The sequence below is a fragment of the Paraglaciecola sp. L1A13 genome, from assembly GCF_009796745.1.
Lineage (GTDB): Bacteria > Pseudomonadota > Gammaproteobacteria > Enterobacterales > Alteromonadaceae > Paraglaciecola.
On record NZ_CP047024.1, the window covers coordinates 400,856 to 418,093 of the forward strand.

Annotated in this window: 9 protein-coding genes; 5 read left to right on the forward strand and 4 right to left on the reverse strand. The window is 42.9% G+C overall.

The annotated features are described in order from the left end of the window. Positions 1–353: 353 nt before the first annotated feature. The 4 genes from GQR89_RS01645 to GQR89_RS01660 all read left to right on the forward strand — a co-directional run bounded on the left by GQR89_RS01645 (position 354) and on the right by GQR89_RS01660 (position 8,587). Complete coding sequence (locus GQR89_RS01645; RefSeq protein WP_158768443.1) at positions 354–926, forward strand: RNA polymerase sigma factor; 573 nt, start codon at positions 354–356, stop codon at positions 924–926. Then, positions 923–2,053 carry a FecR family protein gene (locus tag GQR89_RS01650; RefSeq protein WP_158768444.1) on the forward strand — a complete coding sequence of 377 codons (1,131 nt, stop codon included), beginning with the start codon at positions 923–925 and terminating at the stop codon, positions 2,051–2,053. The genes GQR89_RS01645 and GQR89_RS01650 overlap by 4 nt, the downstream gene beginning before the upstream one ends. Positions 2,054–2,171: 118 nt before the next feature. Then, positions 2,172–5,555 carry a TonB-dependent receptor gene (locus GQR89_RS01655; protein ID WP_158768445.1) on the forward strand — a complete coding sequence of 1,128 codons (3,384 nt, stop codon included), beginning with the start codon at positions 2,172–2,174 and terminating at the stop codon, positions 5,553–5,555. A gap of 62 nt (positions 5,556–5,617) precedes the next feature. Beyond that, a complete protein-coding gene (locus tag GQR89_RS01660; protein ID WP_158768446.1) occupies positions 5,618–8,587 on the forward strand; it encodes an amidohydrolase family protein in 2,970 nt (989 codons plus the stop codon). 178 nt (positions 8,588–8,765) lie between these two features. Here GQR89_RS01660 and GQR89_RS01665 read toward each other — a convergent pair whose 3' ends face one another. After that, positions 8,766–8,963 carry a hypothetical protein gene (locus GQR89_RS01665; RefSeq protein WP_158768447.1) on the reverse strand — a complete coding sequence of 66 codons (198 nt, stop codon included), beginning with the start codon at positions 8,961–8,963 and terminating at the stop codon, positions 8,766–8,768. A gap of 565 nt (positions 8,964–9,528) precedes the next feature. Between GQR89_RS01665 and GQR89_RS01670 the strand changes: the two genes are divergently transcribed. Continuing rightward, complete coding sequence (locus tag GQR89_RS01670) at positions 9,529–11,700, forward strand: hypothetical protein (protein WP_158768448.1); 2,172 nt, start codon at positions 9,529–9,531, stop codon at positions 11,698–11,700. Positions 11,701–11,898: 198 nt separating this feature from the next. Here GQR89_RS01670 and GQR89_RS01675 read toward each other — a convergent pair whose 3' ends face one another. From GQR89_RS01675 to GQR89_RS01685, 3 genes are all read right to left on the reverse strand, one after another. Then, entirely contained in the window at positions 11,899–12,978 is a 1,080-nt protein-coding gene (locus tag GQR89_RS01675; protein WP_158768449.1) for a PLP-dependent cysteine synthase family protein, read from the reverse strand. A 292-nt stretch (positions 12,979–13,270) separates the two neighbouring features. Further along, complete coding sequence (locus GQR89_RS01680; RefSeq protein ID WP_158768450.1) at positions 13,271–13,666, reverse strand: DP-EP family protein; 396 nt, start codon at positions 13,664–13,666, stop codon at positions 13,271–13,273. 34 nt (positions 13,667–13,700) lie between these two features. Then, complete coding sequence (locus tag GQR89_RS01685) at positions 13,701–17,081, reverse strand: winged helix-turn-helix domain-containing protein (RefSeq protein WP_158768451.1); 3,381 nt, start codon at positions 17,079–17,081, stop codon at positions 13,701–13,703. Between the last annotated feature and the right edge of the window lie 157 nt (positions 17,082–17,238).

Here is a 17,238-nt window from a genome sequence, read left to right on the forward strand (position 1 = left end):
GGTAGAAAATCTCAAGGCTAAAATTGCTATAGATTGGCGCACAGAATCACCGGCACAATGATTCAAAAGTGCAATGTCATGTTCTTATTTGAAGTAGCTATAAAGTGCGGTGCAGTTAAAAGACAATATTTCGTCCCGTATTAATATTGCGCATTATGTGTAATATTTTTAATACTTGTCACATTTCACATTTATTATATAAAAATCAATATTAAACAATTACTTAAGAACATTTTTAGGTCATCGGATATAGTGCTAATAAAAAAAATATAAATTTAATTTTGTTTTAAGGTTCCGTTTTTAGCGTCTTAAGCGTTAGGGCATATAGGATACGACTAAAAAGGAGACAAACGGTGTCAGTTGCACAACATATTAACAACCGTGATCTCCGAATTTATGTAGAAGATAACGATCTGAGTGAAGCTCAGCGGGCATTAATTACGGATTTATTTAATCAACATAACGATACTCTGTTACGTTTTTTACGCGCGCGTTTACCATCGGACTCAGATGCCCATGAAGTTGCACAAGAAGCCTATGTTAGGTTACTTGATCTGGATAAACCGGGAGCAATTAGCTACTTACGTGCTTATCTTTTTAAGACTGCGTCGAATTTAGCAGTGGATCATTTGCGCTCTGCGCAACGGGCTAGTCGGTATCGGCCAATGACATTTTTTAAAGAAGAAGCTCCTTCGGAAGAACATGTCGCTTTAGTAAATGAAAAAATGAGATTGATGAATGGATTTGTGAATGAGCTGCCAGCTAAATGTCGCAAAGTATTCATGTTAAGTCGTTATCACGATATGACGACTAATGAAATTGCTCAGTTAATGCGGTTGTCAGACCGAATGGTCAGAAAGTATCTGGTTCGCGCAACCGAACATTGTCAAATGCGTTTGGAAGAAGCGACCGGAGGTGGTCAGTGAAAGATGAAAAAACCTTAGAGCCCCTGCATGAGGCAACACTATGGTACTACACCATTAAGGATCCAGAAGTTACTGAGCAGGCCATAGTCGATTGGCTTTCTTGGCTACAAGCCAGTGAGGAGAATACGCAAGCATTTGAGAAAGTTGAACAGCTTATGCAATTGACCACTCAAGCGAAAGAGATTGATTGGCCAGACGATAATGAGTTGTTAGATGATGACTATGATGGTGACATTAGTGTCCAGCAGTGGCGTTTGAATCAAAGGGGTTGGCGAAAATGGTATAGGATTTTCTTAGATTTTAAATTACCGGCTAAAAAAAATCTCTTACCCTCATTTGCCTTATCAGTCATGGCATTTGCTTTATTCGTTTTACTAAGCGCTCACATGCCTAACTTGGGCGAAAGTGATATTGCCGTATCAGTACATGAAACGGCATCTGGCCAGCATGAACGAATAGAGCTCGATGATGGTTCAGTCATTACGCTGGGTGCCCAAAGTTTGATTTCAGTCGCATATAGTGAAGAGCAAAGAAAAGTACTTTTAGAACGAGGCGAGGCTTACTTCGACGTAGCTAAAGATCCTAATCGACCTTTTGTAGTGGGTTCGGGTAGTCGCACAGTTACTGCTGTAGGTACTGAGTTTAACATTATGCGCCAGTCTGAACGAGTGGTAGTAACTGTGGCTGAAGGCAAAGTATTAGTTGAACCTAAATCCAAGCCATCCTCAGTCCCTAGGATTATTAAAGCGTTTAAAAAGAAGTACGGTAATACGAATACATTTTTACTTGCTGAACAGCAACTGACGTATAACGACGATACGATTTCTGAGGTTGAACCAGCAAATTCGAAGACTGTTACATCTTGGAGAGAAGGAAGCTTGCAGTACTTAACTGAGAAGCTGAAGTTTGTTGTTGAAGATATCAATCGTTATTCAGAGCATCCCATTAGAATCGGTGACGAACAGGTTGGCAACCAAGCTTATTCGGGAACGGTGTATACCGACCGTATAGAAAACTGGTTAGACAGTATTTCGCAGGCATTTCCAATAAAGGTTTTAAGTCATAATAATGGTGACATTGTATTGGTCACTGATACCACCAGAATAAAAAATAGTTCTGTTAATTAAAGTTTTAAGTTCCGTTCTTGTTTGTTTTTCCGTCTTAGTCGGTAGCTGTCATTTATTAAAGTTAAATGACAGCTACTGAACCTATAAATCAAAAATAATTAAAATGGTGGAAAATCACATGCGACAACTAAATAAAGGGAAATTCAATAGGAAGCTCTCTATAGCACTCTCAGTCTTAATTCCTTCCTTGATGTTCACAGTTGATGCTAACGAATTAAATAAATCCATCGAGTTTAATATTCCAGCGCAATCATTGGATGCAGCATTATTAGCATTTTCAAAGCAATCAGGTGTGCAACTAGCCGTTCAAACAAACATTATTGAAGGGGTCAATATACAAGGCGTGATGGGTCAGAAAATGAGCTCTGAAGCTCTCAGTGCATTACTAAGTAATACTGGGCTCACCTATACGATTATTGGTGATGACACGGTCGCTATTTCTGAACTCGATGGTAGTAAACCATTGGGAAAGTCCCAACTGGCGTCCAACAGCCAGACGAGGATGTCAGTAGAGACAGGCCAGAATGAGTCTACAAATACTAACCTCATTAGCGATAAAGAGGCGAAAGTAGAAAGAATTGCGGTCGTTGGTTCTAAGATTGGTAATTTGCGTACTGAGGCCGCGCTGCCGGTCGCGGTATTCGATCAAGATGCAATTGATGCCATCGGTGCTGGGGACGGTAATGAACTGGTTAGAAGTATGCCTCAGATGGGGGATATGACCTGGAATGAGTCATGGATACCAGGCAGTAGTAACGCGGCTCGAGGAGATACCGGCTCTCTTAATCTTAAAAACTTAGGTGCTTCTAACACATTATTGTTAATTAATGGTCGCCGTTCGGTTATTCACCCAACTACATCAACAGTAGATAACAGTATGTCTACAACTACTTTCAATACAAATGCCATTCCTATGTACGGCCTTGACCGAGTTGAAGTGTTGTTAGATGGCGCTGCGGCAATTTATGGCTCTGACGCCATTGCGGGTGTAGTCAATATAGTGACCAATAAGGAGATTAACGGCGCTGGCATAAAACTGAAATACGGCGCCGCCCCCGGTACTAATCGCTCAGATACCGACTTAACGGGCTATTGGGGGACGGATTTTGATAGCGGTAGAGGCAATGTTTCTATGATGTACAATTTGTCTCATAGAGAACCGCAATATACTTCTGATCAATGGTATACGGCAACCAGTGACCATAGAGGATTTTTAAACGGTACTGATCTTGAAGGAACCGCCGCTCTTGACCTGCGAAGCACCTATACTCCGTGGGGAAATTTTGTCTCTCCAAACGGTCAGATTTTTCAAAATGGTAATGCCATCAGCAGTACAGCAGGCTACTTTCACACTGAATTGAGTGACTCACAGAATTGCGCTACTGAATCTTCAGGTGGTGTTTGTTTTGCTTCAGGCTCTGCGTCTGATGATTATAAATATGATGCATCAAAAGAAAATACCTACCTGACTCCCAAAGTCGATCGTATGAACATCTTTACCAATTTTACTTATCAATTGATGGCTGATTTAGAGCTATTCGGAGAGTTATCGCTATATAAAGCAAAAACCGAATACGTCACCGGATCTGGATTGTTCTCGGTTAATCAACCCGTCTATATTCCTGCTGATGCTTATTATAATCCTCTAGGAGCAATGTATTTAGCGGACGGCACGACTAACCCTAATCGCCTTGTTAATCTAAATAATGTCTCTGAAGAAGGGACTGCGGTGCAATTGCGTAATTATAGATTTGCCGATGGGGGTGTCAGAGGGGTGGATGTAGACAACATGCAGACGCGATTCTTAGTCGGTTTGAAAGGTTGGACTAATAACGATTTTGAATGGGAATCGGCGGTGTTGTACTCCCAAGGTAAATCGATAGACAAGTCTGAAGGCTACAGTGTGTCGAAAATTGTAGATGCACTCTCTGGTACTACCGCTGACGCATATAATCCCTTTGCTGGAGGTTCCCTTACTTCCACTAGTTATGGGGATGACACGGTTAATTCACAGGATATTATCGATTCCTTTACCGCATGGACAAAACGAGAAAGTACTTCAGAGTTAGCTTCTTGGGATTTTAAGGTTAATAAGTCTGATATCTTTAATTTACCTGCAGGCGAGGTTGGTTTTGCTGCCGGTATTGAGGTGCGGTATGAGTCACTCAAAGATGACCGAGACCCACTCGTCGATGGCTCGGCTCCTTATACTGACTGGTATACAGGTACCGTTTATGACAGTGACTTGGCTGGCAGTAGCCCTACGCCAGACTCATATGGAAGCCGAAATGTTAAAACTGCTTATTTAGAGTTTGCTGTGCCGCTTATCGCAGAAGATTTTAATATCCCACTAATACAGTCGTTAGATATGCAGTTAGCGGCACGTTATGAAAGTTACAGTGATGTAGGCGACATCTCTACACCTAAAGTTGCATTAGCGTGGACAGTAACAGATGACCTTATGTTTAGAGGCTCTTGGTCAGAGGGGTTTAAAGCGCCTAATCTTGAAGTACTAAATGCTGGCGAGATGGCTCGTTACCTTACTTTCCCTGATTATATCTATTGTGAGGCTGCGTTGAGATCTGAGCAAATAAACAGCTATGCTGAATGTACGGATTCTTATGCGGTAACGTGGCATATGAAAGGTAATGACCAACTGAAGCCTGAAACATCCGAAAACGTCTCGATTGGCGCGGTATTCACGCCGCAGTTTTTGCCAGATGACTGGGGAAGCGTGAAGCTAACAGTCGACGCGTGGCGCATTCAAATCGAAGATCAAATAGGTGTGACGCCCACTCTCGATGTCATCATAAATGACTTATATCTTCGTACTATTCAAGATTCCTCAGATTCAAGAGTGTTTAGAGCTGATCCCAGCAGCGATGATATTGCTCGATTTGCTGGTACAGGTTTAGAGCCCGTTGGTGAAATCCAATACGTCCAAACTGATTACTCTAACCTTAATTCTCTAGAGGCGCGCGGATTAGACTTTAGTGTGGATTGGAGTTCGACGAAAACGCAATATGGCTCATTTTCGTTTAATTTTGCTGCATCTAAGTTATTGAACTTCAAACAAGCTTTAACGCAAGAAATGCAAAATGCGAAAGCTGCTCAAGATGCCGGTCTACTTGATAGCTATATCGTTATCGGTACGGCTGATGAAGTCGGCCAAAACGGAGCGAAGCCCGAATGGAAAGCGAGCAGCAGATTTATTTGGCGCTATGAAGACTTTGTTTATCGTTTATCTGCTCAGTACACAGGGAGTGTGCTCGACGGTAAATATGCCAGTGGTCTAGATTTTGAAGTTCCTTCTGTAACAACTTGGAATACATCGGCTCAGTATCAATTCGATGAATCGATTTTAGGTGGCATTATCGCCGAGGTAGGAGTGAGAAATCTCTTTGATAAAGAGCCTCCCTTAAACGCATCGGGCAATTATTTAGCTAGCTTGTATTTACCTTATTCTCGTTATTTTTACGCGAGTATTGAAAAGAAATTTTAAGCTTTTTCAGTGCTTACTGGTTAACAGTAAGCACTTTTCTGCATTTTAAAATAGAGCATCAAATGAAACAAATTATCTCTAAAGTGGTATTAGCCGGGCTATTCTTGGGCAATATCAACAGTGTTGTGGCAAACGAAACAAGTAAGCCTGTTTTTACATATAAAAATATTACCGTTGATCAAGGCACGGCAATGTCCGTAGCCGTATCGCCTGATGGCGAATGGTTAGCCATCGATTTACAGGGCAGTCTCTGGGTTTTACCGAGTAAAGGTGGAAAAGCAACTAAGATAACTGACGTGTTTGACGACGCTCATCAGCCAACGTGGTCTCCGGATGGTAAAACACTGGTGTATTTTGCGTTTATTGATGGAGGGTACGATATTTGGTCGATCGCGCCAGATGGCAGTAATCGTCAGCAATTAACATGGGGACCCTTTGACGACAGGGAGCCGGTATTTTCTCCCGACGGCAGCAAACTGGCCTTCTCTTCAGATCGCAAAGGCAGTTATGCAAGCTACGACATCTGGACATTAGATATTGCTACTGGAGACCTAACCGCAATCACCGACGACGAGTACGAAAATCGGATGCCAACATGGACCGCTAATGGCAAAGAAGTAACCTACACAAGCATGCGGGATAATCAGTATGGCCTTTGGAGCACTGATATAACGTCTAAAAGTGAACGTATTATTTTATCTGACGAGACAATTATTAGCCAACCGTCTTGGAGCCCATCGGGTGTGTTAGCTTACGGTCGAAGTGATGGAGAGAAATTACAGCTTTTAGTCGATGGTAAGATCATTAGCGGTGAAGATGATGTTTTTCCTTTTCAAGCCAGTTGGACTGACAATGGACAGTTTTATTATGTCGCAGAAGGCGAAATTAAACATGGTGCTCTGAAAAGTAAAACAATTGATACTATCCCATTTAGCGCTCAACTGGTTTCTGCTAAAGAAGACTATGAGAGAACGGTACGTGATTTTAGCACAGTAGAGAAAAAAGAAGCCGTCGGTATTATGCGCCCGTCACTTTCACCTGATGGTAAACAGGTAGCATTTGTGGCCTTAGGTAATTTATACCTAATGACAATAGGGCAAGAGCCGAAAAATCTAACTCAGAATCACTATATGCAAGCGGATCCTGCTTGGTCGCCCGACGGCAAGTTTTTGGTATATTCATCGGATCAAGGCGGCGATATGATGCAGTTATGGATCCGTGAGGTTGCCACGGGTAAGGAACGCCAGTTAACAAATATTACAACACAGCCCCTAGAAGCTGTTTGGTCACCGGATGGTAAACGTATCGCTTATCTGAACGTTGATGGAATGTGGGGAGTCGCAGGTCTCGCAGTTGTGAATGTTGATAGCGGCGAAGTGACTGAGCTTACACCGACATTAAAACAACCCGGTCGGCCAACGTGGTCTGCGGATAGCCAACGTATTGCTATTGCGGGTACCTTGTCTTTTTCGCACAGTTTTCGCGAAGGCACTAATCAGGTCTATGTCGTAGCAGCTGATGGTTCTCAAGAGGCACAATGGTATTCGCCGGTGCCTAACTTATCCATTGATACCCGAGGAGGGGCGGGGCCTGTTTGGTCACCAGATGGGAAGAGTATGGCAGCTATCTATGGTGGTACGTTGCACGTTTGGCCTGTATCTCTAAAAGGGGAGCCTTTAGGTCCGCCAAGAAGTATAACTAATGAAATTGCGCATTCACCCAGTTGGGGAGGCGATTCAGAAACCTTATTATTTCAATCAGAAGATAAACTTAAAACCGTTAATATCAGAAGCGGTCAAATTCAAGATGTGACCACGCCGTTACTCTACAACGTTGATATGCCAAAAGAACGTTTGGTCGTCCATGTGGGCGGGGTATTTGATGGTGTGACTGACCAGATACAAGAAGATAAGGATATTATTATTGACGGAAATATCATTACTGAAATTATTCCTCATGATCCTATCAATCATAAAAACGTCAAATTTTTTGACGCATCAGACTCTATTGCTATGCCTGGCATGATAGAAAGTCATGTGCATCCGCAAAAAGATTTGGGTCAGTCAGCACACCGAGCTTGGTTAGCTTATGGTGTTACTACGGTGCGTGACCTAGGTAATCAACCTTATCATGGTGTAGAAGACAGAGAAGCCAGTGAGGCGGGTGTTAGGGTAGGGCCTAGAGTCTTTACTACTGGACATTTGATGGAATGGCAACGCGTGTATTACAAAATGGGTATTGCGATCGCTGGTCCCGCTCATTTAGAAAAGGAGTTGGCTAGGGCAAAAGCGTTAAAATATGACCACCTAAAAAGCTACGTACGGTTACCTGATGCTCAGCAGAAAAAAGTAGTGGGTTTCGCTCATCATGATATGGGAGTACCGGTATCCTCACATGAAGTATATCCATCGTCAGCTATTGGCGTAGATAATATCGAGCACTTAGGCGCGACAAGCCGTAGAGGATATAGCTTAAAACACATCCATGGTCATGCATTTGATGATGCCACACAGCTCATCGATAAGGTGATTACACCGACTATTTTTGGTGCGATTAACGGTTATCTAGTTAGAAATCCTGAGTTGGTTAATGATCCGCGTTTAAGCCTATATCCCAGTTGGGCACAAGATGGAATCAAGCATCCTCGGGAGTTTCCTGCTGAGTATCAAGCATCCCTCAAGAAAATGGCCACTACTTTAAAAGCGCTATTTGATAAAGGCACAACGGTTACAGCAGGTACAGACTTAGTGATGGCGCTAAACCTGCACGCGGAAATAGACTTTTATGTCTCTGAAGCTGGATTAACGCCGTTTCAAGCATTGCGCTCAGCTACTGCAGTGCCAGCAAAAACGCTCGGTCTAAATGCCGGGACATTGGAAGCGGGGAAACTAGCAGATATAGTATTTTTGAAAGCCAGTCCTTTAGACAATATTGCCAATACGACGAAGATAAATATGACGATGATCAACGGACATCTCTTGTCACAATCTCAGTTATTGGACAAGCAAGTTCCCATCGACGTTTTTAATTAACGTTTGGTAATCGCAAAGAGTGCATGACGCACAAATTGTTTTTCTGTAAACAGCCTTCATTTCAACGTGAGGGCAGTTTTTGTTGACATAAATACATTGGCGTAAAGATAACGTCTTTATGTCAACATCAGGCAGTTCTCTAGCTATGACTACCAATAACGACTCAATAGGTATGTGCTTAGAGAGTTCTATGATTACGGTGACGCATTGAGGAAAAGCTGAAATAGCATTTCAATGCATAGGCACTGACAATCGGTACGCATATTACGCTGGCTATGGTAAACACCACATCCCCTAAGGTATCGAAAAAGATGCTCTGGCTGACGTAACCCAAAGTGCAAAGTAAAGCGATGTGTAATAGTAGAAACGTTTTCATGTTAGCTCCTTTTGTGCCGAAGGTAGGGTGTTTGTTGTTACCTACCGATGACCCAATGTGTTAGTGATGCGTTAATCGACGATAATACTTTATACAGATGCTTGCTTTATTACCTTCCGCTAACCTTCTGATTTTAACGTTATGAATTTATTGGGGTTTTCATAATTAAAAAATAAGTTTTTTTGTATTTATTGAAATCGAATAACTAGGATATTGATGATAAATGCTATTTTGATAAGGATATTTAGCGCAAAGTTAATGGGCTGAAAGAGTTAACTTTGGCAGGTTAATGACTTTATTTTCGGTAGGCTAAATGCTTGAACACGCGAAATTTATACCTAGTTATGAAATTGGATAACTAAGTGCAGGTTGAGTCAAGGTACATTGAAGCCTTAGCTGCCACTCGAATGTAGTGATAAGGTATTGTTTCAGTTAGATAATTGGATCTGCTGTAGCCTTGCAATTTGAGTATGGACAGACTACTTAAATATAGAGAACGACTTAAAATCTTTTTATTCTAATTAAATCAAAGGCTGACCAGTCTTGCCGAAACAGGAAGTGCGCTATGACCGCAAATATAGAGAAGGATGAGCCGACAATTGAAGAAATCTCTCCGCAAAGTACTGAAATAGACAAGGCCGTTACGTCTTCAACAAGTACTTCCTTCGCTAATGAACGTTATATGTACTTCACTGAACAAGATTTAGAAAAGATTCTAGCGAACATTGATGCCCTTCGCAGTAGTGTATTCCCCATAGACAATCCTGATAATGAACTTGAGGCGGGTAAGCAACAGAACTTCCCGTCAGTTTGCTTAATTGGCTTAGGGCGTTGTGGTTCTAATATCGCGCTTGATGTGGCATCACTGGTGTATAACGCTCGTAATTTTTACCTGAATGAATTTGAAAACGAAGAGCGCCAATCCCGAGAGCAAGAATATCGTCCGATGCGCTGGATAAAGCGCGGTTTACACTTGTCGAGCGGTCAAGATGTAAAGCCGGTATTTTTGATCGAACCCTTGGTCATGTTGGGCGATCTTGATAAAGATATTGAGGGCCGCGTACGCTTTTCAAACAAGGGTGAAAAGGCCAGTTTTCTACAAGAATACACCAAGATGAAAATCATGGATTTGTCTGAGGTACATGCTGGTGGGGCAGGTAATGCGCCTATTCTCGGTCAGTACTTAGCCAGAATTATCCTCAACAAAGACACCCAGCGTTTTGCCAACAAAGAGTGGAAGAATATCCACTCATATCTTATTGATTCATGTGGTATTAAAGCGAATCAATCTCGGTTGTACTTTTATATCTTTAGTGCGGGGGGCGGCACTGGCTCAGGTATGGCATCTGAATTTGGTCTGGCTCAGCAGTACGCTTATATGAGCAAAACATTTGAGACCAGAGTACTCAGTGAAACCGAAGATAATCGCGGGCATTCTTTTGTTTTTGAGCCGATTTTCACCAGTGGCATTTGTATATTGCCCAATATTTCTGACCATGGTGTTGAAATGTCAGAAGCTTTACATATCAACGCAGGTCGTTTGTTATGTAAGTATATGGCTGAAGAGTGGGATTTCTCCTATAACTTCGATAAAGAAGACAGCAGTGATGCTAGCGCCATGCACCGTATTCGCCCTTGGAATGCCATGATGCTGATCTCTAACGATATTATGCGTTATGCGGAAGAAACTGACGACAGCGGTATTCAGCATATAGACGTTAACGCCATGGAAAAGCACGCCAATCAGTATATTTCTCAGCAAATATTCAACATTCTAACGGCACAAGCGGTCACAACTGATTATGACGAAAATTATTTTCGCCGTGCAGGCATTGATATAGGGGAAACGATTCGCTTAGATGCCAACGATTTGTTTATGAGCTTAGCTGGGCCTGTTGCTTTGGCTTATGCTGAGTCGGTCGTACCGGTCGAAAACGTTTCGAACCTAGATAGAATTAAAATTCTTGATAGGGGCGGGAATGACTTAGATATCGATGACTTGTTCTTCCGCTCAATCGATTTACCTCATTTCAATAAAATCACACAAGCCATCGAAGGAATAAGTCTGTTACCCATTGAGTCGTCTCGCTACAGAGAACGATTAAGTGAATATCTAAAAAGTGGTTATGATGCAAAGCACTTAAAGGATCTGCATTTCTTTAAAAATTGCTCGTCAGTGGTGTCCATCATCTCACTGCCAAAAGATTACAAGCTTTCATACATGGATTTAAATCGCTTAAAATCACACCTTAATGCGTTATTCCCTAACACGACGCTAAAACGCTATGCATTGGTTATTGGTGCTTCGGCGAATATATCGCTGACCACGCTAATTGCAAAAAGCCCCTGTTTGAGTGATGACTTTTTAACCTTGATTGTGGCCTATATCAAGCGCTGCTTCGCGCGAGACAATTACCGTTTCGATGAAAAACTTGATCAAGCTATGCTTGAATTTATTCGCGCCGAAGTGTTTGATGAAGCCGCGCTGGACCTGATGCTAGAAGAGTTCGAAAACCCAGCGAAAATTCTCGATACCAACTGGTACGCTATCAAGCCCATGTACGAGAAAAAGTACCGTGAACTTATTCGTGAGAAAGACAAGTTTGTCTCGATCAATGACATTCGTTTGACCCGGGAAAGTGTGAAAAAATCAATTAAATACTTGCGTGAAATTTACCGCCATAAAATTAGCAAAACCAAAGTCGTATCGTTAAACGACGACGGTGACGAAGTATAAACGAATGCGTCATCGCCCTCAGCGGTAGTGCGAATAAAAATGGCCTCTATCAATAAAATTGCTAGGGGCCATTTTTTAACTGCTTGTTTTACCCTAACCGCCATATAAAAATTTCGGTCGTTACTGTGAGTTACCATCGTATGAGGGTAGGGGGAAGCTAATAGCCGTTAGACAGAACCACCAGCGCCCTTATAAGTACTACATTTCCCCCGTTAGCATAAAATTTTCTAGTTGCTGAGTATAAGGCGCTAATACTAATTGTTGCTGCGTGACCCACTCATCGTTGTAATAGCTGTTTAGGTAGCGTTCACCAGAATCACAGATCATGCTGACTACGCTGCCTTGTTGCTTATTTTTTATCATCTGGGCGATAAGTTGCAGGGCGCCATAAACATTGGTGCCGGTTGAGCCACCGCATTTTCGGCCAAGAATTTTCTCAAGCCAACGAATGGTCGCGATAGACGCCGCATCCGGTACCTGAATCATATGATCAACCACGTCGGGTAAGAATGAGGGTTCAACGCGGGGACGGCCTATACCTTCGATGCGTGAGCCTTTTTTGTTGGTGATTTCGCTATTACGGTCTCGGTAGTAATCGAAAAACACTGAATTGTCTGGGTCGACTACGGCTAGCTGGGTTTTGAGATGCAATGCAGGGTTATAACGCAAATAGCGGCCTATGGTGGCAGAGGTGCCACCGGTGCCGGCACTCACTACAATCCAGCTAGGTATTTGATGGGATTCCAGCGCCATTTGGGCAAAAATACTTTCAGCGATATTGCTATTGCCTCGCCAATCGGTTGCTCGCTCTGCGTACGTAAATTGGTCCATGTAGTGGCCATTTAGTTCGTCGGCGAGTTGCTGAGCCTTGGCGTACAGATCTTGTGGTTCAACTTTAAAACACTCGCCGCCATAAAATTCAATTTGTTTTATCTTCTCACTCGCCGTGCTTTTGGGTACCACCGCAATAAAACGTAAGCCAAGTAAACGCGCAAAATACGCTTCAGAAATGGCAGTACTGCCAGATGAAGACTCAACAATGGTGGTATTTTGATGAATTAGCCCGTTGCACAAACCATATAAAAATAGCGAACGCGCTAAGCGATGCTTGAGGCTTCCTGTAGGGTGGGTGGATTCATCCTTGAGGTACAGCGACACGTCAACAAAACAGGGTAAGTCGACTTTGATTAAATGAGTGTCGGATGAGCGATTAAAATCAGCATTAATAATGGTTAATGCCGCGGCTAACCACTTTTTCTTTTCAGTTGGAAGGTTCATGACTGTAATCTGGCCGTTGCTTTTGCACTACGATAGCCCAAAGACCCCACTGAGTGAATGCGTCGACAAAGATATTTCAACAATTCTGCCTAGTGAAGGTAATACTTAGACTAAATGCACTGGCGTAGTGACATCTTAAATTGAGCCAATACACAAACGCCGTTGCAGATCTACTATGTAATCGCTCATGCAGAGCGCTTATATAGATCATTGACAAAGAGCTAGGCGTTTTATTCATCAGTAGTCAGTGAATATAGCCAAGCTAATGTGTAGTAGGTTTCACCTTATAAAATTAGCTTGGGCGGTTTTTGATCATGGGATCGGCACTGATAATGGCGTTGGCAAACTCATCGTCACCGCGCTGAATTAAGGTCAGCCTAACAGAGATATCTTGAGCGCTTTGGCAATCATTATTAAAGCAAATAATGTTACCGGCGCCATTTATCATAAAATCCCAATTAGTATCTGGGTTGCAGCCATCTTCGGTTTTTTGCAGTGCCCCGAAGAAGATATAAGGGTCTGCGCTGTCATCGGTATCTAGGGTGAAAATCGCCATGCCAGAGCGGTTAAAATCGAGCACAATCTCTTCATCCCAGCTTTTTTGCTCGCTATCGTAAAACTGCACTACGGGCTCGCATCCTTGACTCGCTAATACTCGGGATTTTATTTTTTTTATCTGTGGGAACATTTTTCCTTCCTTTTTGGTTGAACGTTATGGTGAGCTAAAAACTATAATTTTTTATTTGCATCAGCGCTAATTTATCAACGAACGGCCTAACTTTATCCTGCTGCTGTAAGCAGTCATGGGCTTGTACATAGGGCAGTAATACCTCGTAGCTGCTGTTATCCGTTACAATGGGGCGCAACAAGTTGGCGGCCTGCTGACAGGCTATGCGTTTGTTGGATTTGGCATTGCTAGTGGCATTGGTGGTAGATGCAGCACCTTCCTGGTTCTGTGTATGCTCATCTTGTTTCGCCGCTAACAAATAAACATGACTTAATGCTGTCGACAGTAACTGGTTTGCAGGTTGTTCACTTAATAACTGTTCTAGTTTTGACGTTGCCAACGTGATCGCACGCTCGGCTAACGCCCAATTACCGTTAAGTTGATAGCCTTTAATAATAATGGTAATGGATGTGTAATATATTCTTGCTCTTGCTAATATTCTTTCGAAATCGACCAATGCTATGCTTTGGTTTGACGGCGCACTGTGAGTCAAGGCAGATAGATATAGATTTATCGCATGGGCACTCAACAAGTCAAGTTGCCATATTTCATTCGACGGGTCTTGCAGTAACAGAGTATCTAAATTAGCTTTGGCCGATAAAGCCGAGCGATTCGCCGCATTATACTGACCTAAATAATACAACACATTGGCATTATTTAGGTAAGAGTATGCAAGGCTTTCGATTAAGTTAGCGTTATCGCTGTGAGTAATTAGTAAGTTAGCAATAATGTTTTGTACTTTTTCACGTGTGTGCACCGCTTGTTGTAGGCTGCCTAATTGCTCTTCTGTTTCAGCTAGCCATTCGAGAGTATTAGCAACCTTTAAATGAGATATATCAGTATCAGAAATACCATCAACCAGTTGATATTGAAGCGATAATGCCTTTTCAAATGCAACTTTGGCTTCACTTAAAGTTTGGAGCTTGTTGGTAACGGCACCCATTGCTAGATAAGCATAAGAAAGCTCAAGTTTAGCGTCATCACTATTGGGTTTTAGCTGATTCATCAATTTGCTAAAAGACAGATATTCCTCGAAATGCGGCTTTGCCGAAGTAAATTCAGCTCTATCCATTGCCAATTGCCCTAACCAAAATGCGTTCGCGCCTAGGGCCTTTAATAGCTCGCTGTTCTCGGGTTGTATTTTATATAGCTTGTCTAGAATCGTTTGGGCTGAAGCAAAGGCCTGCTTGGCTTCATCATTTTTATTGCGCGAATAGGCCACTTCTCCCATTGCAGCAAGGGTCTGTGCATGCTGAGAGCGGGTTTTAAAATTTTGCTCTGTGCTGGTTAAAGACGGGAACAAAGACGCCTCGACCTCTTCATCTTGTTGGCTAAAATACTCCAAGGCTTTATTGCTAATCCCATCGAGTAAATCCATACGTTTTACACTGCGCAGTTTGTCGGCAAACTCCCCTACCATAAAGCCTAATAGGCTCTCGGCTTCGAGGCGTTTTTGCTGGGCTAGGCTTTCTGCTTGTTGGCTTTTAACGCTCATAAAAAGAGCCGTGAAGGTGAGTACACATAGTAACGTCACTGTGGTGCGCTTTAACCAACGTTTAATGTTACCGCTTTTTTGCGATGCCTTTATCAGTCCGCGCTCATTCTCTTCAAGGGTAAATACTAGGCTGCGTTGTAAGCTTAATGCTTCTTGTAACGGTTTACCTTCAGCGAGCAAGTAGGCTTTGTTTTTATCCTCAAATTGCCAACGGCCTGCTAACTGCTGCAAACGGCTTTTGATTTGCAAGCCTTCTCTATGGTCGCTTATCCATTTCGCTGCTCTGGCCCATTTTCGTAGTAATGCTTCATGTGCCAAGCTAAAGCAAGGCTCACCATTTTGCAGGTGCGATACGAACAAGCGACTTTCTACCATGGCCTGTACGAATTGATGTTGGCTAGAATGTTTTAATGGATTGTCGTCGAGTTGAGACCAGCGCGCAGCGCGGCTAGTGATGGTTTCGCCGTCTGGGTTAAGCGTGACAAGCAATGACAGTAGAAATTCCAGTTGAGCCTGTTGTTCAGTGGATAACTGCAGATAAATTTCTTCCGCTTTTTTGCCGATTGCACCCTCTATACCGCCCAACTTACGATAAACCGAATACAGCATTTCGTTATCAACGCTGCGTTGCTCGTATAGCTCTTGCAAGGTGTACTGCAACATCGGCAAGGCATCTGGATGATTGGCCGCTTCATAACATAACACTTCGTCAAGGGGAGATGTGCTATTGGGTTCAATCGTCCAGCTTAAATTTGCAGCCTGTGCGGGCAAGCGGATCATTTGGCTTAACTCGCTAGGTGTCGGGGGAAGTAAATCGAAATGTGCACCTCGCTCTTTACCCGCCATTAAGGTTGGATATTTGACGACTAACGGGTAGAAGTCATTACGACAGGCGCTGAATATTAAAATACAGCCCGATGTGGCTAACGTATCAATGGTATTGAGGAAAATTTTGCGCTCATCATCCTCGAAGGCCGGGGATGAAAGTAAGACTTCTAAACGGTCAATAAATAAAAAGAACTGAGGTTTTGCATATTGAAAAGTTGAGGCGCCCGACTGCTCTTTTATAGAGCCCAAAGCCCTTTCACACATTGCTATTACTTCACAACAGTCTTTTTGCAGCATGTTAGCCAGCGCCTCTGCGCTTAAACCGTCAAACACGGGTATATCGTTTGCGTCCCAGTCCAGTATCGAAGAGGCTAAATCAATAAACAATCGAGACTGACTGACATCGGCAAAATCTAAGCTGGTAAAGCTGACTACGCCGAGGCCATCGTAGCCATTTTTATGGGTCAGGCGGGGCAAAATCCCTGCGTTTACTAGGGACGATTTACCACTGCCGCTTGGGCCAAGGATCAAGCAAAAGGCTTGTTTCGCGCAAATCAAAGTCGACACCCGAGTGAGCAACGTGGTGATCTGCTCATTGCGACCGAAAAATACTTTGCTTTCATCGGGCTCAAAAGCGCTCAGCCCTGGAAAAGGTGAGCCACCTTGCCAGTCGTTAATACTTGGTTTTTCTGAGTTTGTGGCCTCTGCATTGGGGAAGTCTAGCTCGGCGACTATACGGTAGCCCCGTTTACGAATGGTTTCTATATATTTTGGGGCACTGGGTTTGTCGTTAAAAGCTTTACGCAACTGGGTAATGGCTTTATGTACTGGGTTATCACCAATGTCGTTTCCCCAACACTTGTCGGCAATATCATCAGCACTGAGCACTTGCTCGGCGCCATACTCATGCCGTTGTTGGCAAAGTAACAGTAGAACGTCCATCGCTTTGGGTTCTAGTTGCTTGACGGTATCGCCCGAGCGGACACAGTTGGTCGTAGGGGTAACTTGCCAATCCCCAATATAAAATATATTTGTTATCTTTTTTTCGTTCACGTTCTTATTTTACCCACTCATTCAGCGCATGAACTGAAATCAGAAATGGAGCACTCAAGGCTAATGCCTGAAAGTATGACGCTATAATTATAAATGCTTGATAATAACCGTTATGCTGACCACATCAGCATGTGGTGAAATAATATACGTTAATTTA

Excerpts from the sequence above, each read along its gene's own strand:
- GQR89_RS01655 (WP_158768445.1), top strand. The coding sequence starts at position 2,172 with ATGCGACAACTAAATAAAGGGAAATTCAATAGGAAGCTCTCTATAGCA.
- GQR89_RS01660 (WP_158768446.1), top strand. The coding sequence starts at position 5,618 with ATGAAACAAATTATCTCTAAAGTGGTATTAGCCGGGCTATTCTTGGGC.
- GQR89_RS01665 (WP_158768447.1), bottom strand. The coding sequence starts at position 8,963 with ATGAAAACGTTTCTACTATTACACATCGCTTTACTTTGCACTTTGGGT.
- GQR89_RS01670 (WP_158768448.1), top strand. The coding sequence starts at position 9,529 with ATGACCGCAAATATAGAGAAGGATGAGCCGACAATTGAAGAAATCTCT.
- GQR89_RS01675 (WP_158768449.1), bottom strand. The coding sequence starts at position 12,978 with ATGAACCTTCCAACTGAAAAGAAAAAGTGGTTAGCCGCGGCATTAACC.
- GQR89_RS01680 (WP_158768450.1), bottom strand. The coding sequence starts at position 13,666 with ATGTTCCCACAGATAAAAAAAATAAAATCCCGAGTATTAGCGAGTCAA.